The organism is Collinsella sp. CLA-AP-H1 (assembly GCF_040092945.1).
GTDB lineage: Bacteria > Actinomycetota > Coriobacteriia > Coriobacteriales > Coriobacteriaceae > Collinsella.
Genome location: NZ_JBBNKO010000018.1, coordinates 1 through 26,663, shown reverse-complemented (window position 1 = coordinate 26,663; position 26,663 = coordinate 1). Strand labels below are relative to the sequence as shown.

At 59.4% G+C, this 26,663-nt stretch carries 23 protein-coding genes; 22 read left to right on the top strand and 1 reads right to left on the bottom strand.

Annotation, left to right across the window (positions count from 1 at the left end):
• From uvrC to AAAV44_RS08800, 22 genes are all read left to right on the top strand, one after another.
• A complete protein-coding gene (gene uvrC / locus AAAV44_RS08905) occupies positions 1-1,941 on the top strand; it encodes an excinuclease ABC subunit UvrC (RefSeq protein ID WP_349115371.1) in 1,941 nt (646 codons plus the stop codon).
• A 364-nt stretch (positions 1,942-2,305) separates the two neighbouring features.
• A complete protein-coding gene (locus AAAV44_RS08900; protein ID WP_349088689.1) occupies positions 2,306-3,919 on the top strand; it encodes an ABC transporter substrate-binding protein in 1,614 nt (537 codons plus the stop codon).
• Between the two features lie 157 nt (positions 3,920-4,076).
• On the top strand, positions 4,077-5,033 hold the full coding sequence (locus AAAV44_RS08895) for an ABC transporter permease (RefSeq protein WP_035138896.1): 957 nt from the start codon (positions 4,077-4,079) through the stop codon (positions 5,031-5,033).
• Between the two features lie 3 nt (positions 5,034-5,036).
• Positions 5,037-7,052, top strand: coding sequence for a dipeptide/oligopeptide/nickel ABC transporter permease/ATP-binding protein (locus AAAV44_RS08890; protein ID WP_035138893.1), 2,016 nt, complete (start codon positions 5,037-5,039; stop codon positions 7,050-7,052).
• A complete protein-coding gene (locus AAAV44_RS08885; RefSeq protein ID WP_006236159.1) occupies positions 7,053-7,880 on the top strand; it encodes an ABC transporter ATP-binding protein in 828 nt (275 codons plus the stop codon).
• Between the two features lie 80 nt (positions 7,881-7,960).
• Entirely contained in the window at positions 7,961-8,938 is a 978-nt protein-coding gene (locus AAAV44_RS08880) for an acetylxylan esterase (RefSeq protein ID WP_349115370.1), read from the top strand.
• Positions 8,931-9,782 (top strand): acetylxylan esterase, encoded by an 852-nt coding sequence (locus AAAV44_RS08875; protein WP_349115369.1) that lies wholly within the window; start codon positions 8,931-8,933, stop codon positions 9,780-9,782. Before AAAV44_RS08880 ends, AAAV44_RS08875 begins: the two co-directional genes overlap by 8 nt.
• 68 nt (positions 9,783-9,850) lie before the next feature.
• Positions 9,851-10,771: a dihydrodipicolinate synthase family protein gene (locus tag AAAV44_RS08870; RefSeq protein WP_035138887.1), complete on the top strand. Its 921-nt coding sequence runs from the start codon at positions 9,851-9,853 to the stop codon at positions 10,769-10,771.
• Positions 10,772-10,942: 171 nt separating this feature from the next.
• Positions 10,943-11,908 carry an ROK family protein gene (locus AAAV44_RS08865; protein ID WP_349115368.1) on the top strand — a complete coding sequence of 322 codons (966 nt, stop codon included), beginning with the start codon at positions 10,943-10,945 and terminating at the stop codon, positions 11,906-11,908.
• Positions 11,909-11,978: 70 nt separating this feature from the next.
• The gene (locus AAAV44_RS08860; RefSeq protein WP_022094877.1) at positions 11,979-12,665 is read left to right on the top strand and encodes an N-acetylmannosamine-6-phosphate 2-epimerase; all 687 of its coding nucleotides are present in this window, start codon (positions 11,979-11,981) and stop codon (positions 12,663-12,665) included.
• Positions 12,666-12,766: 101 nt separating this feature from the next.
• A complete protein-coding gene (gene rapZ / locus AAAV44_RS08855; protein WP_022094878.1) occupies positions 12,767-13,687 on the top strand; it encodes an RNase adapter RapZ in 921 nt (306 codons plus the stop codon).
• Between the two features lie 6 nt (positions 13,688-13,693).
• The gene (gene whiA, locus AAAV44_RS08850; RefSeq protein WP_022094879.1) at positions 13,694-14,623 is read left to right on the top strand and encodes a DNA-binding protein WhiA; all 930 of its coding nucleotides are present in this window, start codon (positions 13,694-13,696) and stop codon (positions 14,621-14,623) included.
• Positions 14,624-14,816: 193 nt separating this feature from the next.
• Complete coding sequence (gap, locus tag AAAV44_RS08845) at positions 14,817-15,842, top strand: type I glyceraldehyde-3-phosphate dehydrogenase (RefSeq protein ID WP_117848743.1); 1,026 nt, start codon at positions 14,817-14,819, stop codon at positions 15,840-15,842.
• 138 nt (positions 15,843-15,980) lie between these two features.
• On the top strand, positions 15,981-17,183 hold the full coding sequence (locus AAAV44_RS08840; protein ID WP_349115367.1) for a phosphoglycerate kinase: 1,203 nt from the start codon (positions 15,981-15,983) through the stop codon (positions 17,181-17,183).
• The gene (gene tpiA / locus AAAV44_RS08835; RefSeq protein ID WP_271743380.1) at positions 17,176-17,943 is read left to right on the top strand and encodes a triose-phosphate isomerase; all 768 of its coding nucleotides are present in this window, start codon (positions 17,176-17,178) and stop codon (positions 17,941-17,943) included. The genes AAAV44_RS08840 and tpiA overlap by 8 nt, the downstream gene beginning before the upstream one ends.
• Positions 17,944-17,948: 5 nt before the next feature.
• Positions 17,949-19,502, top strand: a complete 1,554-nt coding sequence (gene gpmI / locus AAAV44_RS08830) for a 2,3-bisphosphoglycerate-independent phosphoglycerate mutase (protein ID WP_349115366.1) — start codon at positions 17,949-17,951, stop codon at positions 19,500-19,502.
• 158 nt (positions 19,503-19,660) lie between these two features.
• Positions 19,661-19,915: a preprotein translocase subunit SecG gene (gene secG / locus AAAV44_RS08825; protein ID WP_349088682.1), complete on the top strand. Its 255-nt coding sequence runs from the start codon at positions 19,661-19,663 to the stop codon at positions 19,913-19,915.
• A 294-nt stretch (positions 19,916-20,209) separates the two neighbouring features.
• A complete protein-coding gene (locus tag AAAV44_RS08820) occupies positions 20,210-21,886 on the top strand; it encodes an ABC transporter substrate-binding protein (RefSeq protein WP_349115365.1) in 1,677 nt (558 codons plus the stop codon).
• Positions 21,887-22,042: 156 nt separating this feature from the next.
• Positions 22,043-23,080, top strand: a complete 1,038-nt coding sequence (locus AAAV44_RS08815) for an ABC transporter permease (RefSeq protein ID WP_349115364.1) — start codon at positions 22,043-22,045, stop codon at positions 23,078-23,080.
• A gap of 14 nt (positions 23,081-23,094) precedes the next feature.
• Positions 23,095-24,030: an ABC transporter permease gene (locus tag AAAV44_RS08810; protein ID WP_055310513.1), complete on the top strand. Its 936-nt coding sequence runs from the start codon at positions 23,095-23,097 to the stop codon at positions 24,028-24,030.
• A gap of 2 nt (positions 24,031-24,032) precedes the next feature.
• Positions 24,033-25,124 carry an ABC transporter ATP-binding protein gene (locus AAAV44_RS08805; protein WP_349115363.1) on the top strand — a complete coding sequence of 364 codons (1,092 nt, stop codon included), beginning with the start codon at positions 24,033-24,035 and terminating at the stop codon, positions 25,122-25,124.
• The gene (locus AAAV44_RS08800; protein ID WP_349115362.1) at positions 25,125-26,153 is read left to right on the top strand and encodes a dipeptide ABC transporter ATP-binding protein; all 1,029 of its coding nucleotides are present in this window, start codon (positions 25,125-25,127) and stop codon (positions 26,151-26,153) included.
• A 114-nt stretch (positions 26,154-26,267) separates the two neighbouring features.
• Here AAAV44_RS08800 and AAAV44_RS08795 read toward each other — a convergent pair.
• The coding region (locus AAAV44_RS08795; protein ID WP_349115361.1) for a helix-turn-helix transcriptional regulator at positions 26,268-26,663 on the bottom strand (396 nt) is incomplete at its 5' end.

Here is a 26,663-nt window from a genome sequence, read left to right as displayed (position 1 = left end):
GTGGCCGGTCACGACAACATACCAACGCTTGCCGAGCAGGTTTCGCGCGTTCCCACACAGCCCGGATGCTACCTTTGGAAGGATGCCAAGGGCGATGTCATCTACGTGGGCAAGGCGAAAAACCTGCGCGCCCGCATGCGTCAATACGTGACACTGCAGGATGAGCGTCAAAAGATCCCGCTGATGATGCAGCTGGTGGCGAGCTTTGACTACATCGTTGTCGAAACCGAGCATGAGGCGCTTGTACTCGAGCGCAACCTGATCGGCCAGTACCATCCGTACTTTAACGTCGACCTCAAGGATGACAAGAGCTACCCCTTTATCGCCATTACAAAGGGCGACCTGTATCCCGCGATCAAATACACGCGTGAGCGTCATAAGCCGGGAACGCGCTATTTTGGACCCTATACCGATAGCCGTGCGGCACGTGAGACGATAGATACGCTGCGCAAGGTTATCCCCATCTGCTCTGCATCCTGTGCGGAGTGGCGTCGTTGTCGCCGTACCATCGAGTCCCACAAGGGCGAGGAAGACATCGTCAATATGATTTGCGCACAAAACGGGCGTCCCTGCTTTGACTACCATGTCGGGCGCGGCCCGGGTGCGTGTGTCGGCGCGATTTCCCCGGCAGACTATGCCAAGAACGTCAAGCGTGTCGAGCGCTTTTTGTCGGGCCATCGCAAGGATGTCGTCGATGAGCTGACCTCCGAGATGACGGATGCCGCCGAGGCGCTCGACTTTGAGCGCGCGGCACGCGTCAAACGTCGTTTGGAGGTCATCAGGGGTCTGGACGATCGTCAGCAAGTCGTTTTTCCCTCCAGTGTCGATATCGATGTCATCGGGTTCTATCGCGAGGAGACCATCTCCGCCGCTTGCGTCTTCGTCGTTCGCGAGGGCCGAACAGTTCGCACCTGCGAGTTCATTCTCGACAAGGGTCTTGATGTTGACGAGGAAGAGCTCCAGTCGGGCTTTCTTAAGCGCTATTACGACGAGACGGCTGATATTCCAGCTGAGGTCAACCTTTCCGTCGAGCTTGAGGATGCGGAGGCGCTGGGGGAGTGGCTTGCGGGCAAGCGCGAGCGTTCCTGCCATCTCCATAGGCCGCAGCGTGGCGAAAAGCACCGTTTGCTCGATATGGCATCCAAAAATGCGCGCCATGCCCTCATGCGCTACATGATGCGAACGGGGTACGCTGACGACCGCACCAATCAAGCGCTCCTGGAGCTCGAAAGCGCGCTGGCGCTGCCGGCGCCGCCGATGCGTATCGAGTGCTTCGATATCTCGACGCTGCATGGAACCTTTACCGTCGCCTCGATGGTGGTGTTTACCAACGGACGCGCCGACAAGAGCCAGTACCGTCGTTTTAAAATTCAGGCCGAATTGGACGAGGCAAACGACTTCGTGTCGATGTCCGAGGTTTTGGGACGACGCTATGCTCCCGAGCGCATGGCCGACGAGCGCTTTGGCTCGCGCCCCGATTTGCTCGTTGTCGATGGCGGTAAGCCGCAATTGACCGCTGCGATCAAGCAACTTGAGGCTCTTGGGCTCGATATACCAGTTTGTGGCTTGGCAAAGGCCGATGAGGAGGTTTTCGTGCCTTGGGACGAGACTCCCGTCGTGCTGCCGACCGGGTCTGCTTCGCTCTATCTAATTAAACAGGTGCGCGATGAATCGCACCGTTTTGCAATCACATTCCATCGTGAGTTGCGTGATAAAGCCATGACAGTTTCGGTACTCGATGACGTTCCAGGCGTGGGACCCACCAGAAAACGTGCCCTTATGCGCCATTTTGGCTCGATGAAGCGTTTGCGCGCGGCGAGCGAGCAAGAGATCGCGGAAGTTCGCGGCATACCTGCCGATGTTGCCAAGGCGGTCCACGAGGCGCTCGTTGCGTGGAATGCCGAGCGCGCCGAGGCGGCGGCTGGCCATTCCGATAGCTAAACACGAGCCTAAACAACTGATATACATGATTGCGCGATTTTCAACCATTTATTTCGCCATGATTGCCTGCTGGTTTCGGGTTTTATTAACGCTAAAACGTTTGACTAACCCAAGCGAAAACCCTGCTATCCTGCGGGTTGACGAAGACTGATATCTCACCTCGCCGATACATACTGTCTGGCGAATCGTTTGTCAACGAATTCGGTGAACGGTAGTAAATACCGTTCAAGCGTATGTATGTATCGGTCGCCGAGCGCGGCACCTCAGTTGGGTTCGTCGGTAGGTAAGGTATATATCGTCCGCAAGTTGCGCGGGGGCAAGTCTAGATGCTCCCGAGTAAGATTCTCTATTGATAGGAGAAGACATGGCCATCATCAACAAGGGTATGTCCAGGCGATCGTTCCTCGGCCTCACCGGCAGCGTCGCTGCTGTCGCAGGGCTTGGTCTCACCGGCTGCGGTGGCAGCTCTAACGACGAGGGTTCCGCTTCCGGTTCCACCGATTCCGCTAACCGTGGCGGCGGCGTGATCACCGCTGGTTCCGCTTACGCTCCGTCCAGCTTCGATCCCGCCAGCACCGGCTCCGCTGTGGGCCTGGGTGCTAACTGGCACGTCGTCGAGGGCCTCTACGGCATCGATTACCACGACTACAGCACCTTCAACGAGCTCGCCACCGACGATCCCAAGTCTGTGGACGACACCACTTTCGAGGTCACCATCCGCAAGGGCGCCAAGTTCTCCGATGGCACCGAGGTCACCGCTGACGATGTCGTTGCCTCCTACACCGCTTGCGCCGCTTCCGCTACCTATGCTCCGTTCTTCCAGCCCTTCGAGTCCATCGAGGCCAAGGACGCCAGCACCGTGACGGTCAAGACCAAGGTCCCCAACTTCTCCCTGCTCAAGGATCGTCTGGCCATCGTCCGCGTTACCCCGGCCACCCAGACCGAGGAGGATCGCGCCAAGCAGCCGATCGGCTCCGGCCCCTGGATGTACGACTCTATCTCCGATACCGAGATCACCTTGGTTCCCAACCCCGAGTACAACGGTGAGTATGCTGCCGAGGATAAGAAGATTCAGTACAGCATCCTGACCGACCCCACCGCTCGCGTTACCGCTCAGCAGGAGGGCTCCACGCTCGTTATGGAGCTCGTTACCGCTGACGCCGTCGACCAGCTCGAGAGCGCCGGCTGCAAGATCGATAACGTTCAGGGTTTCGGCACCCGCTTCATCATGTTCAACGTCGCCAAGGAGCCTTGGAACAACGTCAAGGTCCGTCAGGCTGTCATGTATGCGCTCGACACCGAGAAGATGGTCAGCAACACCTTCGCCGGCCTTGCCACCGCTGCCAGCTGCTACCTGCCCAAGAGCTTCACCAACTATCATGAGGCTTCCACGGTGTACAAGACCGACGCCAAGAAGGCTAAGAAGCTCATCGAGGAATCTGGCATCACCCCGGGTGCCATCACCCTGCGCACCACCGATAACGAGCAGATTAAGGGCATGGCCGCCCAGGTCAAGAACGACCTCGACGCTCTCGGCTTCGATGTGACCATCCAGACCGATACCTCGCCGGCCACCTACGCTGCCATCGACGGCGGCGAGGCCTACGATATCCTCCTTGCCCCTGGCGATCCTTCCTGCTTCGGCGCCGACCCCGACCTGCTGCTCAACTGGTGGTACGGCGACAACGTCTGGATGCAGACCCGTTGCCCGTGGAAGGAGTCCGCTGAGTGGCAGAAGCTCCACGGTCTCATGGACGAGGCTCTTGCCGCCGAGGGCGACGAGCAGCAGAAGAAGTGGAACGAGTGCTTCGACATCATTGCCGACAACGCCGTTCTGTACCCCGTTGTCCACGTCAAGACCGTCTCCGCTTTCTGGGACGATCCGTCCACTGCGCCCAACGGCGAGGCCCTCGATGGCTTCAAGGGCATCGGCACGACGAGCATGTCCTTCAGGGGCGTTGCGACCGTCAAGGCGTAAGACTCGCTTGAGTCTGTATGCAGGATGTCGGTCGTTGGGACCGTATCCTCATAGTTGAAACAAAGACCCGGGCGGCAACGATGTCGCTCGGGTCTTGTAATGAGTATCCGTACTCATATACCAGTTGGTCCTACCGACAAAAGAAAGGGGAGAGAACGTGAACAACTTGCTACGTTTGATTGGAAGGCGTCTTGTGGCGCTGCCGATCATGGCATTGGGCGTCACCGTCCTGGTGTTCTTCCTTATGTCGTTCTCCAAGACCGACCCCGCCTACACGGCGTTGGGTGACGGTGCCTCGCCCGAGGCGGTTGCCGAGTACCATGAGAAGTATGGTCTGGACGACCCCTGGCCCGTGCGCTACGTGCGCTATATGGGCGATTTGATCCATGGCGACATGGGCACCTATGGTGCTGCTCGCAACTCCGTTGCCAAGCGCATCTCCACGGCCCTGCCCGTCACGATGCAGCTGACCTTTATCGGTCTCGCTATCGGTGCGGTCGTTTCGTTTTTGCTCGGCGTCATCGCGGCACTGTATCGCGACAAATGGCCGGACCAAGTGATCCGTGTCTTTTCCATCGCCGGCTTGGCAACCCCGTCGTTCTGGCTTGCCGTTCTGTTGATCCTGCTGTTCTCTTCCTACCTTAAGGTGCTCCCGGCATCGGGTGCTCTGCCTCACTTCACCACGAATCCGGTTGGCTATCTGGGACGTATGATCATGCCCGCCATCGCCTTGGCATTTCCGCTGACGGGCCAGATGACTCGTATCGTGCGTACCGCCATGGTCGAGGAGCTCGACAAGGATTATGTCCGTATGGCTCGCGGCGCCGGCGTTCCCGAGAAGGTCGTCGTCGGCATCAACGTTCTTCGCAATGCGCTGATCACCCCGGTCACCACCCTCGGTCTTAAGATCGGTTACCTCATGGGCGGCGCCGTCGTCATCGAGGTTATCTTCAACCTCCCCGGCATGGGCACCGCGATTCTGCAGGGCGTTCAGGGCAACGAGGCGAACCTGGTTCAGGGCGTCGTTATCGTCGTTGCTCTTGCCTTCATCATCATCAACATCGTGGTTGACATGCTCTACCTGCTCATCAACCCGCGCATCAGGACGGTGTAGATTATGGTAAAGATTCGAGAGAAGCAAACCGAGCAGCTCGAGAAGGCTGCCTCCAAGGGGCTCAAGCTCGGTGGCTGGAAGAAGATGACGCTGTCTTCTAAGATTGCCGCCGTCGTGCTGGTGCTGGTCGCCCTGACTGCGATCCTGGCGCCCCTTCTTGCCCCCTATAGCCCGGTCGAGATCTTTACGGCTCGCCAGGCTCCCGGCAACGGATTTATCTTCGGTACCGACGATAAGGGTCGCGACATTCTGTCGCGTATGCTCTACGGTGGTCGTTACTCGCTGATTATCGGCTTTGGCGCCACTGCCATGGCTCTGGTCTGCGGCTCGGTCGTGGGCGCCCTTGCAGCGGTTTCGCGCAAGGCCGTCTCCGAGACGATCATGCGTATCCTGGACATCATCATGTCCATCCCGGGCATCGCCCTCGCGGCCGTCTTCGTCTCCATCCTGGGCAACTCCGTGCCGTCGATTATCTTCGCCATCGGCTTTATGTACACTCCGCAGATTGCCCGTATCGTGCGCGCCAACATCGTGTCCGAGTACGGCGAGGACTATGTCCGCGCGGTCATCGTTTCCGGCGCCAAGGCTCCGTGGATTTTGATCAAGCATGTTCTGCGTAACTGCATCGCCCCGATCATGGTCTTCACCGTTACCCTGGTCGCCGACGCCATCATCTTCGAGGCCTCGCTGACCTTCATCGGCGCTGGTATCCAGGAGCCCACCGCTACCTGGGGCAACATCCTCGCCGACGCCCGCGGCGGCGTGCTCGCCGGCCGTTGGTGGCAGGCGCTGTTCCCGGGCCTGGCCATCATGATCACCTGCCTGGCGCTCAACATCCTCTCCGAGGGCATTACCGACGCCATGGCCGCTGCTCCCTCCGCCGCCCTGGATCCTACCGATTCCTCCAAGCGTCGCGAGGCCGACCTGCTGGTCTCCGACCCCGTTCGCGCCTACAAGGAGCAGGCCCAGTCCCTCTCCGCTCGCCTTGGCGCCCTGCGCGATGTCGAGCTCAAGCGTGACGATCGCCACGTGCCCGACGAGTCTGTCGAACCGATTCTCTCGGTCCGTGACTTCTGCATTCAGTTTGAGCATCACGGTGATATCAACGTCGTCGACCATGTCAACTTTGACGTTCGTCCTGGTCAGACCATGGGCCTGGTGGGCGAGTCCGGTTGCGGTAAGTCCATCACCACGCTGGCCATCATGGGCCTGACCGACGATGACGAGCATCTTTCCGGCGAGGTCCTCTGGGAGGGCCGTGACCTGCTCAAGATGAGCAAGAAGGAGTGGTTCGGCCTGCGCGGTACCGATATCGCTATGGTCTATCAGGACGCCCTGTCCTCGCTCAACCCCTCCATGCTCATCTCTGCCCAGATGAAGCAGCTCACCAAGCGCGGCGGAACCCGCAGCGCCGAGGAGCTCCTGGAGCTCGTCGGCCTCGATCCCAAGCGCACGCTCGAGAGCTATCCGCACGAGCTTTCCGGCGGCCAGCGTCAGCGCGTCCTGATCGCTATGGCCCTTACCCGCGACCCCAAGCTGGTCATCTGCGACGAGCCCACGACCGCTCTGGACGTTACCGTCCAGAAGCAGGTCATCAAGCTGCTCAACGATCTTCAGGCCAAGCTCGGCTTTGCCATGATCTTCGTTTCGCATGACCTGGCTCTGGTCGCTGAGGTTGCCCATAACATCACGGTTATGTACGCCGGTCAGGTTATCGAGCAGGCACCCACCAAGGAGCTGCTCACTAACCCGATCCACGAGTACACCCGCGGTCTTCTGGGTTCCGTTCTGTCCATCGAGAGCGGTTCGGGCCGCCTGCACCAGGTGCCCGGCGCCGTTCCGAGCCCGCGCGATTTCCCCAAGGGCGATCGCTTCGCGCCCCGCTCGAGCCATCCGCGTATTGGCCTGGACACCCGTCCGGTCTTCAAGCGCGTGCCCGGCACCGAGCACTTCTATTCCGAGCTCCCCGACGAGGTGCTCAAGGCAAATGGTTTGACCCCTCACGCGGAGGTGATGTAGATGAGCGAGACCGCAGTAAACGGCGTCGAGCCGATCATCTTCCTTGATGACGTCCACGTCACCTTTAGGACCCGTACCGGCTCGATTCTGCATCCCAACCTGGTTCACGCCGTCCAGGGTGTAACGATTAAGCTCATGCCCGGTCAGACGATTGGCATCGTCGGCGAGTCCGGTTGCGGTAAGTCCACCACCGCCAACGTCATGTGCGGCCTGCAGGCCCCCACGAGCGGCAAGGTCTACTTTAAGGGCAAGGACGTTACCAAACGTACCGCCGAGGACCGTCGCCACATGGGTCGCGTCATCTCGGTCGTGTTCCAGAACCCGGCCACGGCGCTCAACCCCCGCATGGTCGTTCGCGAGCAGCTGCTCGACCCCATGCGCGTCCACAACCTGGGTACCGAGGCCGAGCAGGAGAAGCGCGTCAAGGAACTCTTGGAGCTCACCGGTCTGCCCAGCTCCGCTGCCGAGGTTCTTCCCGGCCAGCTTTCGGGCGGCCAGCGTCAGCGCGTCGCAATTGCCCGTGCCCTGTCGCTGAACCCCGATGCCATCATCGCCGACGAGCCCACCTCGGCTCTGGACGTTTCGGTCCGCGCGCAGATTCTGAACCTGCTGACCGACCTTAAGAAGGAGCTCGGCCTGGCCATGGTGTTCATCAGCCATGACATCCAGACGGTCCGCTATATCTCTGACGACATCATCGTTATGAATGGCGGCAAGATCGTCGAGCAGGGCGAGGCCAAGCAGGTCTTCCAGCACCCCCAGGACCCCTACACCAAGATGCTGCTCGGCGCTGCGCCGTCGCTGCTGCATCCCAAGCTCGGCGAGTAGCCTCGCTTTCCCTCCCGTGCGCCCGGTTCCCTTGCCGGGCGCACCTCCGTTGCGATTTCGAAAGGTTGGGTTCACGAGCCATGCCAAGTGCTCAGGAGCTACAACATCAATTTGATGAATATCGAGGCGCCATGCCCCGTCCATCAGATTTCGATCTCTTTTGGAAGGATCGCATGGCCGAGGCCGACGCCGTCGGGCTTGACTATGCGATCGAGACGGCATCGGTCGCCGATGCCGCGACCTGCCAGCTTTTCGACCTCTGGTATACCGGCATGTGCGGCGCGCGCCTGCATGCCAAGTACCTTAAACCCGTCTCGGACGAGCCCGTGCCATTGGTGCTTCAGTTCCATGGGTATCCGGGTGCAAGCCGCAGCTGGTTTGAGCAGGCGTCGTTTGCGGGCATGGGCATGGCACTCATCGCCCTCGACTGCCCCGGCCAAGGAGGTCCCTCCGAGGATATTGGTGGATTTGAGGGCACAACGGTTGCCGGTCATATCGTCGCCGGTATCGACGGCGACCCGGCCAACCTCTACTATGTCCGCTTGCACCAAGATATTCGCATCCTGTGCCGCATCGTTCGCGAGCTCGAGGGCATCGATCTTGCGCGTGTGTTTGTGAACGGCGCGTCGCAGGGCGGCGGTTTGGGCATTGCGACCTGTGCGCTTAACAGCGAGCTTATCAATCGTGCCGCCATCCTCTATCCCTTCCTGTCAGATTTCCGCCTGGTCTGGGATTTGGATGCCGACGACATTGCCTACGAGGGCCTGCGCTATTGGTCTCGCTGGTTTGACGAGGACTCGACTCGTATTGACGAAGCCTATGCCAAGCTGGCGTACTTCGATTCCAAGAACTTTGCCCCTATGGTCGAATGCCCCGTGCTGTTTGGCACTGGCACAGCCGATATCGTCTGTCCGCCAGCGACGCAGTTTGCGGTCTATAACAACCTGACCTGCGAAAAGCGTCATGAGTTCTTTGAAGGCTTTGGCCACGAGGAGATTCAGGATTTTGACGATTTGATTATTCCGTTTTTCTGCAAGGTAGGGGAGGCTCATGTCTAAGTGCGAGAGCAATGTTGACGAGCTGATTGTCCCCGGACTCGTGGGAATTCCTGGAACGGTTTCGTCAAGGCTCGCAGAATATCGGGACTGGCGCGGTGATGTCCAAGCAGATGTTTCTGATTTAGAGACATGCGCTTCGAATCTTGAGATTCAAGGCCTGGCCATTACGGCGATTGACTTTGTTAACCCCTGCGCCCGTTACTCGGAGGTCTCCTTTGAGCTCGGTGACGATGCGATTCACGCTCGTTTGATCGAGCCTGTCGGTCGTGTCCGAGTATCTGAGCGCGTGCCGTTGTGCCTGATGTTCCACGACATCGATCGGCCTGTGCGCGGCTGGCATCACATGACGAGATTTGCCGCCATGGGGTATGCCGTGCTTGCACTGGATGACGATGTTGCTGGTGCGGACGACCTGCGGCGGGGGATTGCTTCGCCCGCTTTTGTCGAGCGCGTCCGTTGGGGTTGCGCGCTGGCGAAGGTGGCGCGCAATCTTGATGGCATGGACCCCGACCGCATCTTTGCATGGGGCGAGGGCCTTGGCGGCGGAGTCGCGCTGGCGGTTTCTGCTCTGGACGAGCGGGGCCTTGCCTGCACGGCGGTTGCCAATCCGCTTCCTGGTGGCCTCGAGGCGCTGTCGTCTCGGGTGCGCGGATCGGTGCTCATGGGCACATCGCTTATGGATACCGTGAGCGATCCTAAGGATCAGTTTGCCGTATTCAACGGTCTTGAGTGTGACCGGAGGCATATCATCTATGCAAAATACGCTCACGAGCGCATCAATGCGTTCGAAAACGAAGTCGTCGACTTTTTTAACCAAACGTTCTACTCGTGTTCTTTGGCCTAGACGGCCTGGACACTGCCAACAAGAGTGGGTGGCATAGGGCCGCCCGCCAGACAGCTAAGGAGATTCTTGTGGCAACTCAGAAATTCACCGGCGTTATCCCTCCCGTCGTTGTTCCCGATACCGAAGATCACCAGCTCGACGTTGCCTCCTTTGAGCGCAGCATCAACCGCATGATCGATGCCGGCGTCGATGGCCTGTTCTTCTTGGGATCCTCGGGCGAGGTCGTCTTCTCCACCGACGAGCGCCGTCGCCAGATTATCGCCGAGGCCGTTCGTATCGTCGACCACCGCGTTCCTGTTCTGGTCGGCATCATCGATACCGAGACCGAGCGCATGATCGAGCACGGCAAGGTCGCCCAGGAGCTGGGCGCCGATGCCCTCGTCGCCACCTGCCCGTTTTATGCCCTGCAGGGCATGACCGAGGTCGAGGAGCACTTCCGTATCCTGCACGAGGAGCTTGACCTGCCCATCTTCGCCTATGACATTCCCGTCTGCGTTCACACCAAGCTTCCCTGGAAGCTCCTTGCCAAGCTCGGCGCCGAGGGCGTCCTTGCTGGCGTCAAGGATTCCTCGGGTGATGACATCTCGTTCCGCTACCTCGTTCAGGAGAACGAGAAGAACGGCCATCCGATGAGCATCCTCACCGGTCACGAGGTTGTTGTCGACGGCGCCTACCTCGGTGGCGCCGACGGTTCCGTCCCGGGTCTCGCCAACGTTGAGCCCGAGGGCTACGTGCGTCAGTGGAAGGCCGCTCAGGCTGGTGACTGGGCTACCGTCAAGGCCGAGCAGGATCGCCTCAATGAGATTTCGCACATCTGGGATGTCACCTCGGGCGTCCAGGGCTATGCCGGTGGCGTCGGCGCCTTCAAGACCGCTATGAACCTTATGGGCATCTTCGACAGCCCGACCATGCCGCGCCCGGTGAAGGCCATGACCGGCGAGAACGTTGAGGCGATTAAGAAGGTCCTCCAGGACAACGGTCTCCTGTAAAGCTTCCCCGGGCACCCGATCTTGGGGCTCAAGCGGTCGAGCGTGACCCATTAGGTAAACGCCCGACCGCTTTCACCCCAACCTCGGGCACCCGGGAAACCTTTACCAAGCTGCGGCGATAACGCAGCCTTCATTTCCTGTAGTTGTTTTTTATCTCTTAAGGAGAGCGACATGGAGAACAAGTACATTTGCTCCGTTGATATCGGCGGCACCAAGATTGCGACCGCCATTATGGAGTACCTGGCTGACGGTAGCGTGCCTCATCCCGTTTTTGAGGCCGAGGTTCCCACCGAGGCCCAAGAGGGCGGCGAGGCCGTCTTCCAGCGTATCGAGGCGTCCATCAAGGCTGCTCTCGAGTCGAATCCCGATGTCGAGGTCCTTGGCGTCGGTATCGGTGCCGCCGGCGTCGTCGATCCCAAGACGGGCGCCATCGCGTATGCCAACGAGATCATGCCCGGCTGGTCCGGCGTCCAGTTGGGGCCGCGTCTGCGCGAGGACCTCGGTCTTCCCGTTGCCGTTGTAGGCGACGTGCAGGCTCATGCTCTGGGCGAGGCCCACTGGGGCGTCGGCAAGGGCAAGTTCTCCGTCTTGTGTCTTGGCATCGGTACGGGCATCGGCGGCGCATATGTCGAGAACGGCCGCGTGATGCAGGGCTTCCATGGTGCTGCCGGTCATATGGGCCACATCGAGTGCTCGGCTGCCGCCGGCATTCCCTGCGCCTGCGGGCGTTCCGGCCATCTGGAGTCGGTTGCTTCGGGCACTTCCATTGGTCGTATGTACGATGAGCGCTTTGGTCGCGTCGACCCCAGCCGTCCTTCGGTCGGTCGCGATGTGAACGACCTGTGCCGTGCGGGCGACGCAAAGGCGACCGAGGTCATCCATGACGCCGGCTTTGCGCTGGGTGCTAGCTTGGGCTCGCTCGCTAACATCCTGGACCCTGAGGTCATCGTGCTTTCGGGTGGCGTGATTCACCAAGGTCCCGATTGGCGTTCGCAGACGTGGAAGGATTCGGTGCACGAGGGCTATGCCAGCCAGGCGCTCGATCCGCTTCGGGACACGCCGATCCTCATCGGTTCTCTGGAGGGCGATGCTCCGCTCATCGGTGCCGCTGAGCATCTTCTTGCATCGTTGAAGTAAACGTATCTTCTGTAGGAGCCTCCCGAGACAACACGCCTCGGGAGGCTGTTCTGAGAAAGGTTACAGTCTTATGACCGTCGATCCTTTGATTCAATCCCTGAAGGGCAAGCTCGTCGTGAGCGTTCAGGCGTATATGGGCGAGCCGCTTCGTACGCCCGAGACCATGGCTCAAATGTCTCGCGCTTGCGAGCTCGGTGGCGCCGCCGCCATTCGCTGCCAGGGCCTTGCCGACATTGCCGCCATTAAGGGTCGCTGTGAGGTTCCCGTCATCGGCCTGTGGAAGGATGGGCACGAGGGCGTTTATATCACGCCGACGCTGCGTCACGCTCGCGCCTGCGTTGCTGCCGGTGCCGATATCGTGGCGATCGACGCCACCGATCGTCCGCGCCCCGACGGCAAGACGGTCGAGGATACCTTCCGCCCGCTGCACGAGGAGGGTGTGCTCCTGATGGCGGATTGTGCCACTATCGAGGACATTCGCCGTGCGGTTGATATGGGCTTCGACCTGGTATCCACCACGCTTTCTCACGGTGTCGCCGCCATCGACTGTACCATGGCCGATGGCCCCGATCTGCCGCTCCTGCGTCAGGCGACCGAGGAATTCCCCGGTCTTCCCATCATCTGCGAGGGCCGCGTGCACACGCCCGAGGAGGCTCGCGCCGCGATCGATGCTGGCGCCTGGGCCGTTGTCGTCGGCACCGCCATCACGCACCCCACGAGTATTACGAGTTGGTTCAAGGCTGCGCTTGAGGCGTAAGACAAGCCTCGTATCCGCTCGGGGCGGTATACTCAATATAGGCAATTGACCGCGCGGGATCCGGGTTGCTGGGTCCCGCGCTTGTTTTCGGGAGGCAACACATGCAAAAGGGAGATGCCATGGATGCGGCGGAGCGCTCGGAGCGCATCCCCGATATCGTCATCATCACCGGAATGTCCGGATCGGGCCGCACACAGGCCATGCACGTGTTCGAGGACATGGGCTATTTTTGCATCGATAACCTGCCTCCGCGTCTCATCGCCCAGCTTGCCGAGCTCGTCGGCATCAATACGGGCGTGGGCAGGCATCTCGCCGTCACCTGCGATTTGCGTAGCCAGGGACTGTTTGACGAGCTGCTCGATGCGGTCGCCGCGCTCGAAGAGCGCGAGATGAGCTGCGACATCGTGTTCCTGGAGGCTTCTGACGAGGTGCTGATTCGTCGCTACAGCGAAAATCGCCGCCGTCATCCCATTGCCAAGCCGGGGGAGACTACGGCCGATGCCATTCAGCGCGAGCGCCTTCAGCTTCAGGGCGTGCGCGACCGAGCCGATATGATTATCGACACGAGCCGTCTGCGCACCTCTGCGCTGCGCAACAAGCTACGTATGGCATTTTCCGAGCTGTCCGACCAGCAGCTCATGGACGTCCACGTGTTCTCGTTTGGCTTTAAGCACGGCATGCCCGTCGAGGCGGACATTATGATCGACGTCCGCTTCCTGCCCAATCCGTTCTACGATCCCGAGATGCGCACGATGACCGGTCTCGATAAAAAGGTCTCCGATTTTGTTCTGGACCATCCCAAGACGCAGGAGTTTTGGAAGGCTTGGACACAGCTGCTCGATACGGTGATGCCGGGCTATATCGCGGAGGGTAAGCCGCAGCTTTCTATCGCCATCGGCTGCACGGGCGGCCAGCACCGCAGCGTTGCCATTGCCGAGGCCACGGCCCGTTACCTGGAAGGCGCTCAGTATCATGTGAGCATTTCCCACCGCGACCTGTCGCGCGCCAACACGAAGGCATAGGCCTGCATGTCGTTTACCGCTGAGGTGCGCGACGAGCTTGCGCGCTGCGAACCCGAATGTGAATACTGCGACTTGTCGACGCTTGCCGCCCTCACGCGCGTGAGCGGTACGCTCTCGCTTGCCGGCTCTGGGCGGTATCGTTTGACGGTTGCGACTGAGACGGGAGCCGTCGCGCGCACGATGATCACGCTGACGCATCGTATCCTTAAGCTCAAAACGGAGTTCACCGTCCGCAAATCTGTCTTGCATAAGGTTCGAAACTACCTCATCACCTTGCCTGATCAGCCAGACCTGGATAAGGCCTTGGTTCTGCTGGGTATCCTCGACCGTAGGGGAGGACTTGTCGCCGGCGTACCCCGACATATCGTTGCCCGTCCTTGCTGTAGACTTGCCTATATCCGCGGCGCGCTCATCGCGGGCGGCTTCGTGGCCGATCCACGCGGCGATTTTCATTTGGAGATCGCTGTGCAGGGCGAGCAATATGCCAAGGGACTTTGCGATCTGTTGGAGCAGATTGGGGTCCATGCTCGTGTTAATGCACGGCGGGGGTCATATGCCGTGTACATTAAGAGCGCCGAGGAAATCGAGCATCTATTAAAGCTGATTGGTGCCAAGCGCAGCGTTGCCGAGATTGAGGAGGCGCGCGCGGTCAAGTTGGTTAAGAACGATGTGAACCGTCGCGTGAATGCCGAGCTCGCCAACCAGACCAGAAGCGCCGGTGCTGCCCAACATCAGCTTGCGCTTATCGATGAGCTCGAGCAGCGTGGCCTTCGCGATGCGCTTCCGGATGCCTTGGCGGTCTTTTGCGACCTGCGCGAGCGCTATCCTGATCTGTCGCTGCGTGATTTGGGGGAGATGGCTGACCCTCCCTTGTCGAAGTCAGCCCTCTACCATCGTGTTTTACGGCTTGAAAAGCTCATTGAAGCAAACAGGTAGTTTGAAGTAACGACTTATATATGGATTTAGCTGCTATTTTAGTATTTAAAGCGTTTTAACGCAAATTTGCTTTTCAATTTCGAGCATTCTCGTGAAATTCAAGTCAAAAAAAAGGTATATTAGGCGAGTGGTTAGTTTGTGGGCCTCAACGGCGGGCGCTGTAGCTTGCGGGGGCCTTACGAAAGGAGACACAATGGCAGTAAAGGTTGCTATTAACGGCTTCGGTCGCATCGGTCGTCTGGCCTTCCGTCAGATGTTCGGTCATGAGGGCTCCGAGATCGTCGCTATCAACGACCTCACCTCTCCCGATATGCTCGCTTACCTGCTGAAGTACGACTCCACGCAGGGCAACTATGCTCGCGATCACGAGGTCGTCGCTGGCGAGGATTCCATCACCGTTGACGGCAAGGAGATCAAGATCTACAAGGAGGCCGACGCCAACAACCTGCCTTGGGGCGACCTCGACGTCGACGTCGTTCTTGAGTGCACCGGCTTCTACACCAGCAAGGCTAAGGCTCAGGCCCACATCAACGCTGGCGCCAAGAAGGTCGTCATCTCCGCTCCGGCTGGCAGCGATCTGCCCACCATCGTGTACAACGTCAACCATGAGACGCTGACCGCTGATGACAACATCATCTCCGCTGCCTCCTGCACGACGAACTGCCTCGCCCCGATGGCCAAGGGCCTGAACGACTTCGCCCCCATCGTCTCCGGCATCATGACCACCATCCACGCCTTCACCGGCGACCAGATGCCGCTCGACGGTCCGCAGCGCAAGGGCAACTTCCGTCGCTCCCGCGCCTGCTCCGAGAACATCGTCCCGAACACCACGGGCGCTGCCAAGGCCATCGGCCTGGTTCTCCCCGAGCTCAACGGCAAGCTCATCGGTGCCGCCCAGCGCGTCCCGACGCCGACTGGTTCGCTGACCAACCTCTACGCCGTCGTTGACAAGAAGGTCACCGTCGACGAGGTCAACGCTGCCATGAAGGCCTACGCCGAGACCATCCCCGATACCTTCGCCTACAACGAGGACCAGATCGTCTCCCGCGACATCGTCGGCGAGACCCACGGCTCCATCTTCGACGCCACTCAGACCATGTGCTCTGACCTCGGCAACGGCCAGACCCTCGTTCAGGTCACCTCTTGGTACGACAACGAGAACTCCTACACCTCTCAGATGGTCCGCACCATCAAGTACTTCGAGAAGTTCGTTGCTTAATTTGGCTTTTAGCGAATAGCTCGTTGAGCGTCTAAAGAAGGGCGCGGCCTTTAAGGGCTTATGCTCTGGGGTCGCGTCCTTTTTTATTGGAAACCGTGCGCACATACGTGCACACATGTACGAAAGGTAGAAGCAAACATGGCCTTTACCAAGAAGACCGTCCGCGACATCGATGTCGACGGCAAGCGCGTTCTCGTCCGCGTTGACTTCAACGTGCCTATCAAGGACGGCGTCGTGGGCGATACTACCCGCATCAAGGCTGCCCTTCCCACCATCAAGTATCTCGTCGAGCACAACGCTCGCGTCATCCTCATGAGCCACCTTGGCCGTCCTGCCGGCACTGGTTTCGAGCCCGAGCTTTCGCTCAAGCCGGTTGCCGCCAAGCTCGCCGAGCTTTCCGGTCTCGACGTCAGCTTCGTCCAGGACACCTACGGCGAGGAGGCCGCCAAGGCCGTCGAGGCTGTCGAGCCGGGCAAGGTCCTCGTTCTCGAGAACGTCCGTTTCGATAAGCGCGAGAAGAAGAACGATCCCGAGATCGCCAAGAAGCTCGCTTCCTACGGCGACATCTTCGTTCTCGACGCCTTCGGCACCGCTCACCGCGCTCAGGGTTCCGTCGTGGGCCCCGCCGCTTACCTGCCTGCCGTCGCTGGCTTCCTGCTCGAGAAGGAGGTCGACACGCTGACCGGCATCTTCGCCGAGCCCGAGCGCCCCTTCGTCGCTATCGTCGGCGGTTCCAAGGTTTCCTCCAAGATCGGTGTCCTCGATCATCTGATCGATTCCGCCGACACCCTGATCATCGGTGGCGGCATGGCCTACACCTTCTTCCTGGCCAAGGGCTACAAGACCGTCGGTACCTCCCTCAAAGAGGAGGACTGGGTCGAGCGCGCTGCAGAGATGCTCAAGAAGGCTGAGGACAAGGGCGTCAAGATCCTGCTCCCGATCGATAACCTCGTTGCCGACCACTTCGGCGAGGACGCTACGGGCGAGGTTGTCGCTTCCGACGCCATCCCCGAGGATCGCATGGGCATGGACATCGGCCCCAAGACCGAGGCCCTTTACGCCGAGGCCATCAAGGGCGCCAAGACCGTCTTCTGGAACGGCCCCATGGGCGTTTTCGAGTTCGATAACTTCGCGCACGGCACCAAGGCCGTTGCCGAGGCTGTTGCCGAGCTCAAGGCCAACGGCGGCACCTCCATCATCGGCGGTGGCGACTCCGTCGCAGCTGTCAACAAGTTTAACCTGGCCGACAAGATGAGCTGGATCTCCACCGGTGGTGGCGCTTCCATGGAGCTCGTCGAGGGTAAGGCCCTGCCCGGAGTGGAGGCGCTTCTCGATGCCTAATCGCACCCTTCTTATCGCTGGTAACTGGAAGATGAACAACGACGTCGCCGAGGCCGCCAAGCTCGCCGACGAGCTGGCTCAGGCTCTGCCCGAGGTTCCGGCTGGCGTCGAGGTGCTCGTCTGCCCTCCGACCATCGACATCACCACGGTTCATGACCGCATTCAGGCTGCCCCCATCGCCCTCGGTGCACAGAACGTGTACTGGGAGGCCAAGGGTGCCTTCACCGGTGAGTCTTCTTGCGACATGCTCAAGTCCGCTGGCTGCACCTACTGCATCATCGGTCACTCCGAGCGTCGTGATTACTTCCACGAGACCGACGAGGATCAGAACAAGAAGGCCAAGGCCCTCGTTGCCGCCGGTCTTGTTCCCGTCTTCTGCTGCGGCGAGTCCCTTGAGGTCCGCGAGGCCGGCACCTATGTCGAGCACGTCGTGAACCAGGTCAAGGCTGGTCTCGAGGGTCTCGAGATCACCTGTCCCAAGCAGGTCGTCGTCGCCTACGAGCCCATCTGGGCCATCGGCACCGGCAAGACCGCTACCGCCGAGGACGCTCAGGAGGTCTGCGGCGCTATCCGTGAGACCCTCAAGGAGATGTTCGGTGAGGAGCTCGCCGACGGCATCCGTGTCCTGTACGGTGGTTCCGCTAAGCCTGGCAACATTGCCGAGCTCGTCGCCAAGCCCGACGTTGACGGCGCCCTCGTGGGCGGCGCTTCGCTCAAGGCTGCCGACTTCGCCTCTATGGTCGTCAAGGCAGGCGAGTAGGACATATGGCACAGCGTCATCTTCCTGCACTCCTGATCATCATGGATGGTTGCGGCCTGGCTCCGGCCGATGGCGAGAACGCCGTCGCTGCTGCCAAGACGCCCTTCCTCGATAGCCTGTACGAGAAGTACCCCCACACCACGCTCGGCGCTTCGGGCGAGGACGTGGGCCTTCCCGATGGCCAGATGGGTAACTCCGAGGTGGGTCACCTCAACATCGGTGCCGGCCGCATCGTGTTCCAGGAGCTTTCGCGCATCAACAATGCCATCAAGGACGGCTCCATCGCCAAGAACGAGGTCTTCGTTAAGGCTATGGACGACGTCAAGGCTGACGGCAAGACTCTCCACCTTATGGGCCTTATGAGCCCTGGCGGTGTTCATTCTCATATGAGCCACGTCGAGGCTCTGGTCAAGATGGCTGCCGAGCACGGTGTCAAGACCGTTCGCGTCCACGCCTTCATGGATGGTCGCGACGTTGACCCGCAGTCCGGTGCCGGTTACATGAGTGAGTTCTGCGCCTTCCTGGCTAAGATCTCCGAGGAGACCGGTTGCGACGCTCGCGTTGCCACCGTCTCGGGCCGTTATTGGGCCATGGACCGCGACAACCGTTGGGAGCGCATCCAGCGCGCCTACGACGTCATGGTCAACGCGTCCGATGCCGATACCGACCCTGTTGCCGGTATCAAGGCCTACTACGAGAAGGATCCGCGCGGCGACGAGTTCGTCGAGCCCTTCGCTGCCCACAACGAGGGCATCCATGAGGGCGACGCGGCCATCTTCTTCAACTTCCGTCCCGACCGCGCTCGTCAGATGACCCGCGTGTTCACGGACAAGGAGTTCGACGGCTTTGAGCGCGAGCAGATTAAGCTCTCGCACTTTGTGACGATGACCGAGTACGATCCGACGTTTGACGTCGAGGTCGCCTTCCCCAAGACGTTCCCCGAGAACGTCCTGGCCGACGTTATCGCCGCCAATGGCCTGAAGCAGCTGCACACCGCCGAGACCGAGAAGTACGCCCATGTGACGTTCTTCCTCAACGGCGGCATCGAGGAGCCCAAGGAGGGCGAGGAGCGCGTGCTCGTTGCTTCCCCCAAGGTCGCTACCTACGATCTGCAGCCCGAGATGAGCGCTCCCGAGGTTACCGAGAAGCTCGTGGCCGCTATTAACGAGGATCGCGCTGATTTCTACATCGTGAACTTCGCGAACTGCGACATGGTTGGTCACACCGGTGTCTTCGACGCCGCCGTTAAGGCCGTCGAGGCTGTTGACGATGCCCTGTCCAAGGTTGTCCCGGCGATTCTCGCCAAGGGCGGCTTTGCGCTGATCACCGCCGATCACGGCAACGCCGATCACATGTTTGACGTTGCTTCCGACGGTTCCAAGCATCCGTTCACGGCTCACACCACCAACCGTGTGCCGTTCATTATCGTTGATGAGAAGGCCAAGCTCACCGGTATCGAGGACGGTCGTCTTTCCGATATCGCTCCGACCATGCTCACCATGGCTGGTATTGAGCCTTCCGCCGAGATGACGGGTCGCGTGCTCGCCACCGAGGCCTAATAGAAAACAAATATCGTTTTCTAGTAAGGGGGTTGTCCACAACCGGACAACCCCCTTTTTTGCGCTATTTCTACCTCGTCACCAAATGGCTGATGGGGGAGTGCTGGGGGTTGTGGTACAGTACTGGAGTTTGAATTGTTCTATTAAGGAGCTTATCTATGGGTCCGTTTCAGATTCTTCTGTTTGTCGTTTGGGCTGTCTCAGCCGTGGCGCTGACGATTCTCGTCCTGATGCATTCCGGTAAGGGCACCGGCGTTTCGGATATGATCGCCAGCTCGCTGTATAACTCCAGCTCTGCCACGGGCGTCATGGAGCAGAATCTCGATCGCCTGACGGTAATTATGGCCGTCGTTTTTGCCGTGTGCGTCGTCCTGTGCATGTTCTTCTTCCCGCAGGGCATCGTCGGCTTCTAAGCACGAGCCGCATAATTACTTGAAAAGGGTTCCGCAGGCGCGGGACCCTTTTTGTTTACATATTTGTAACAGAGTCAAAATATCCCCACATACTTCGCCCAACTAAAGAAAATCTCGACCGTTGACCGGAATTAGCCCCAAATCGTGCATAAAATGCGCTACTGTATTGCGAAACGTTGGTCCGTTGTGCATAACCAGCCATAGCAGCGGGCGGCGTTTTGATGGTTCGGATCGGATTGTCTCGACATATGTCCGACTGAACATTTCTTTGTCCTATCTCATAAGGAGGATGGCATGGCTGATTCTATGTTCCACCAGCCCGTTATGGGTCGTCGCGCCTTTGTCGGCGGTACCCTCGCTGCGAGCTCCATGGCTTTTCTTGCCGCATGCGGCAAGAAGGGCGGCGACACTTCCGGTTCTGAGTCCGGTTCGACGCTGAACTTCTACATCAACAACCCGGTCTGCATCGACCCCTACAATGTCCAGGAGGACCAGGGCACTCAGGTCGAGTACCAGCTCTTTGACGCTCTGACCTCTTATGACGCCGAGAAGGGCGAGATCGTTCCGCTGGCTTGCGAGTCCTTCGAGGCCAACGACGACGCCACCGAGTTTACCTTCAAGATCAAGAAGGCCAAGTTCCACAACGGTGACGACGTTACCTCCAAGTCCTTCAAGCTCGGTTGGGAGCGTCTGGTCAACACCAAGTCGGCCATCGCTACCGAGTATGGTCCGTCCGAGGTTTCCTATCACCTTTCCATGGTCGAGGGCTATGACGATCTGCTTGCCGGTAACGCTACTGAGCTCAGCGGTGTTACTTGCCCCGATGATAAGACCCTCGTCGTCAAGCTGGCTTCCGCTTACGCCGACTTCCCCTTCGTCGCCTCTCACCCGGCTCTGGCCCCGGTTCCCGAGTGCGCCGAGTCCGATGCCAAGAGCTTCTATCTTGCACCGGTCGGTAACGGCCCGTTCATGATGGACGGCAAGTGGGAGGATGGTCAGGAGATCAACCTCAAGAAGTTCGACGATTACTATGGCGACAAGGCCAAGATCGATGGCATCCACTTCCAGGTCATCAAGGATATGGAGACCGCTTACAAGGAGTTCCAGGCTGGTAACCTCGATGTCTGCGACGTTCCCGTTGCTCAGATCGATGCCGCCAAGAAGGACCGCGGCGTGTCGAAGGACGGCTACACCATGGGCGACGGCGAGCGCATGCTGCTCGGCTCCGAGCCTTCCACCTACTACCTGACCTGCAACAACACGGCCGAGCCGTTCAACAACGCCGACCTGCGCAGGGGCATCTCCCTGGCCATCAACCGTGAGGCCATCTGCAAGACCATCTACAAGGGTACCCGTACCCCCGCCGACGGCATTGTTCCTCCGGGCATCGATGGCTACAAGGAGGGCGCATGGGAGTTCTGCGCCTACGACGTCGACAAGGCTAACGAGTACCTCGATAAGGTTGCTCCCGCTGACGCCAACGGCGATCGTGGCATTAACGTGACTCTGTCCTACAACCAGGACGGTGGCCACAAGGAGATCATGGAGTCCATCATCGGCGACCTCGCCAAGGTGGGCGTTACCGCTACTTCCGATACCCCTGAGTGGTCTGCCCTGCTCGAGCAGTACCAGAACTTCAACTATCAGTTTGGTCGTCTGGGCTGGATTGCCGACTACCCGATCATGGACAACTTCCTGTATCCGCTGTTCCACTCCGACTCCCTCGGTGGCGACAACCGCTCCGGTTACAACAACCCCGAGTTCGACGCCAAGGTCGACGAGGCTCGTACCACGGTTGACGACGAAGAGCGCGTCGCTAAGATGCAGGAGGCCGACGCAATGGTCGCTGCCGACTGCCCGGTCATCCCGATTATGTTCTACACGCACACCATCGCCGGCTCCGATCGCATTAAGCACCTCTATGTCGATCCGCAGAAGCACGCCGATCTGGGTACCGCTGAGCTCGCCTAAGAGTTTGCAGCTTCCGTGAGGGTCAAGTATTTACGTAGACCTCATGGGAAACATACAGTTCTCCCTAACCTGGGGTAAACTGGCTGATGGTAATTTTGGGATGCCGGTCTGGCGATCGGCATCCCATTTAGGTTAATCCCTAGATAGGGGAGTGGTATGGGTAAGTACATCGTTAAACGTGTGCTTCAGTTCATCCCGGTGTTTTTGGGCGTTACGCTGATTCTGTTCGCCCTCCAGAATATCGTGCCGGGAGATCCGATCAAGCTGATCGGTGGAGACAAGGCTCTGTCCCCCGAGGTGGAGCTTCAGCTTCGCGTCCGCTATCACCTGGTCCAGACGGACGAGGACGGCAACGCGATCCTTGACGAGAACGGCGACCCCGTTCAAACGTCGCTCGTGGACCGTTACTTGTATTACATGAACGGCCTGCTTCATGGCGATCTGGGCAATTCGTATCAGCGCAAGCTGCCGGTTACGGAAATCTTTGCCCAGAAGTATCCGTATACGGTCAAACTTGCCGCGTGCGCCATCGTGCTCGAGGCAATCATGGGTATCGGTGCGGGTATCATTTCGGCGGTAAAGCGTTATTCCTTCTGGGATATTTTGGTAACGCTCACCACGTCGATCCTCGTTGCGGTCCCGGCCTTCTGGCTCGGTATGTTGCTGCAGCTGTTCTTTGGCGTCATCCTCAAGGACGCCACGGGCGGTGCAATCTCCATGCCGATCTCGGGTGCCGGCGGTTCCAGCTCTCAGTATCAGGATTGGATGCACTATGTGCTTCCGACCATTACGCTGGCTTCGGTTTCGACCGCTTATGCTGCGCGCATTATGCGCTCGCAGCTGCTTGACGTCATGAACCAGGATTACATCCGTACGGCAAAGGCCAAGGGTCTCTCCAATCGCGCGATCATCATCAAGCATGCGCTTAAGAATGCACTCATCCCCGTCGTTACCTATATTGGTGTCGACTTTGGTGGCATGCTTTCGGGCGCCATCCTGACCGAGACGGTCTTTAACTGGCCCGGTATCGGCTATGAGGTCTATCGCGCCATTAGCATGCGTGACTGGCCCATCGTTATGGGCGGCGTTACGCTCATCGTTGTCGTCGTCATGGTGATCAACCTGCTCGTCGACATTAGCTATGCATTCCTCGACCCGCGCATCCGCCTTGGCGGTCCGTCGGATAAGGCCTAAGGGAGGTACGTCTCATGCAGGAAACTGATTCTCAGTCTCAGGAGCAGGCTACCGCCACCAAGGCCGCATCTGCTCCCGCCAAGTCCCGCACGTTGTGGGGCGACGCTTTTAAGCGTCTTCGCAAGAACAAGCTCGCCGTTATCGGTGTCTGCTGGATCATCATCGTCGTTTTGGTTGCCCTGACCGCTGATCTGTGGGCTAAGCCCTGGCTCGGTTCGCCGACGGCATCCGATTCGACCACCATGGCCGAGACGTCGCTGCTGGCTCCGTGTGCCGAGCACCCGTTTGGCACCGACGCCCTTGGTCGTGACATTCTCGTTCGCGTTATCTACGGTGCACGTGTTTCGCTTTCCGTCGGTATTATGGCCACTGCCATCTCCACGGTGATCGGTCTGGTCATGGGTGCCCTGGCCGGTTTCTATGGTGGCATCTGGGATACGATCATCATGCGCTGTGCGGACATTTTCCTGGCGTTCCCGTACGTGCTGTTTGTCGTCGCCATGATCGCCGTTATCGGTCGTGGTCTTCAGAACGTCTTTATCGCCATCGGTATTCTCGGTTGGCCTTCGATTGCGCGCGTCTTCCGTTCTGCAATCTTGACGGTCAAGGAAAACGACTATGTTGACGCTGCGCGCGCGATGGGTGCATCTGATGCTCGCATCGTCGTGCGTCACATCTTCCCGAACTCCGTTGCCTCCATCGTGGTCTACGCGACCATGAACATCGGTGGCGCTATTCTGACCGAGTCTGCTCTGTCCTTCCTCGGTATGGGCGTTATTCCGCCTACGCCTTCGTGGGGCTCTATGATTCAGGACGGTCAGCAGTATCTTCTGACTGCTCCTTGGATGATGATCATGCCCGGTCTGGCAATTCTCTCGACGGTGCTCGCTTTCACCCTGCTGGGTGACGGTCTGCGCGACGCCCTCGACGTCAAGATGAAGGACGCATAAGGATGAAGAAGAACAAGAACTATGTGGACCTGAAGGACCAGCCGGTTCCCGAAGGCCAGCATCTGCTCGAGGTCGATGACCTTAAGATGTATTTCCACACCGAGGATGGCGTCGTTCGTGCCGTCGATGGTGTCTCCTACACGCTCGATCGCGGCGAGACCTTGGGCGTCGTCGGTGAGTCCGGCTCCGGTAAGTCCGTGACCGCCATGACCATCATGGGCCTTATCTCGATGCCTCCGGGAAAGATCGAGGGCGGCGACGTTCGCTATCGAGGCCGTTCTATCCTCGAGATGACCGAGGAAGAAATGCAGCACATTCGCGGTAACGATATCGCGATGATCTTCCAGGATCCTATGACCTCCTTGAACCCGGTCTATAAGATCGGCAAGCAGGTAGGCGAGGGCCTTCGTCTGCACCGTGGTTATTCCAAGCAGGAGGCGCTCAAGCGCGCCACCGAGCTTTTGGACCTCGTCGGTATTCCCGAGCCCGAGAAACGCGTCAACGAGTATCCGCACCAGTTCTCCGGTGGTATGCGTCAGCGCGTCATGATTGCCATGGCTCTTGCTTGCGACCCCGATATTCTGATTGCCGACGAGCCCACGACTGCTCTGGACGTTACCATCCAGGCTCAGATTATTGAGCTTATGCAGGAGATGCAGGAGAAGAACGGCAACGCCATCATCATGATCACCCACGACCTGGGTGTTGTCGCCGATATGGCCGACAAGATCATGGTCATGTACGCCGGCCGTCCCGTCGAGTTCGGTACTGCTGAGGAGATCTTCTACGAGAGCCGCCATCCCTACACCTGGGGTCTTATTCGTTCCATCCCGGAGCAGGCCATTGAGGAGAAGAAGCCGCTTACGCCGATTCACGGCAACCCGCCTTCGCTCATGAACCTGCCCGAGGGCTGCGTCTTCTCTCCCCGCTGCCCCTATGCGACGGACAAGTGCCGCAAGCAGCGCCCCGAGCGCGTTGTCACCGAGTCTGGTCACTACTCTGCGTGCCACTACTCCGGTGACCCCGAGTTCCTCAAGAACGCTCCTGAGACGTCCCGTACGCGCAAGGATTTCAAGAAGGGAGGCGAGGCGTAAATGGCAGACAATAACGAGCGTACTCCGCTGCTGAAGGTCGAGCACCTCTCTAAGGAGTTCCCCGCCGAGTCCGGCATGTTCGCCAAGCGTTTTTCCAAACGCGTCGTCTCTGCTGTGAACGACATTTCTTTTGAGATTTATCCTGGCGAGACCTTTGGTCTGGTTGGCGAGTCTGGTTGCGGTAAGTCCACCACGGGCCGCACCATCATGCGTCTGACCAAGCCGACCGCCGGTAAGGTGTTTTTCCAGGGCAAAGATGTTGCCGAGATGAACAAGCATGAGATCAAGGACATGCGTCGCGAGATGCAGTTTATCTTCCAGGATCCTTATGCTTCGCTCAATCCTCGTATGACCATCGGCGAGATCGTCTCCGAGCCCATGACCATTCACGGTGTGGGCACCAAGGAGGAGCGCATCGAGCGTGTCCGCGAGCTTCTCGACGTTGTCGGCCTGAACCCCGAGCACATTAACCGCTATCCTCATGAGTTCTCCGGCGGTCAGCGTCAGCGTGTCGGCATTGCCCGCGCGTTTGCGCTGAAGCCCAAGCTTATTATCTGCGACGAGCCGGTTTCCGCTCTGGATGTGTCCATTCAGGCCCAGGTTCTTAACCTGCTCAAGGAACTGCAGGACAAGTTCGGTACCGCGTATCTGTTTATCGCCCACGACCTGTCCGTCGTGCAGCACATCTCCGATCGCGTTGCCGTTATGTATCTGGGTAAGATGGTCGAGGTTTCGGACTGGAAGACGCTCTACAGCGAGCCTCACCATCCGTACACGCAGTCGCTGCTGTCTGCCGTGCCGGTTCCCGATCCTGATATCCAGAAGACCCGCAAGCGCATCATCCTCGCCGGCGATCCGCCGTCACCGCTGGATCCGCCGACCGGCTGCCGTTTCCACACACGCTGCCCGATCGCGCAGGGTATCTGCTCCGAGAAGCTTCCCGAGTTTAAGGAAGTTGCACCGGGTCACTGCTGCGCCTGCCACTTCGCCGAGCCGTTCCCGATTAAGGAATCGCACATCGACCTGTAGTCGGTTGTACTCGTCCGGGCCCACCCTGGTGTTACTTTTCAGAACGTCCTCGGACATGCAAGAAACCCCCGCTGCGCACTTCGTGCGGCGGGGGTTTCTTGCGTCCTGACGCTCCTATTTGGCAAGGTGTTTTTTAGAATCCGTTTTGCGCTCGGCCTCGAAGGCCCGCCTGTCCCAATCGAGCGGAAGTCCGGCCTCGACCCATGCCTCGTAGGCCCTCCTTATGGGCTTGAGCTCCCTTTGGCCCCTCTCCAGCATCGAGATGTACTTCTCGCTGGTGCCCAGTATGGACGCCGCCCTCACCTGGCTGACCTTCGCCGCGCGCCTGGCCGCCACGAGCCCCGAGGCGTCCTCGGGCCTCCTGATCTCGTGCGGGTGCATCATGGATTGGCTACACTGATGTGGACAGTTCCGGGAGGGGCGCGAGAGACGGGAGGGCCGTATATGAGGGACCCCAGGCACCCGAGGCATTTCACCGACGAGTTCAAGAGGCAGATAGTCGACCTCTAC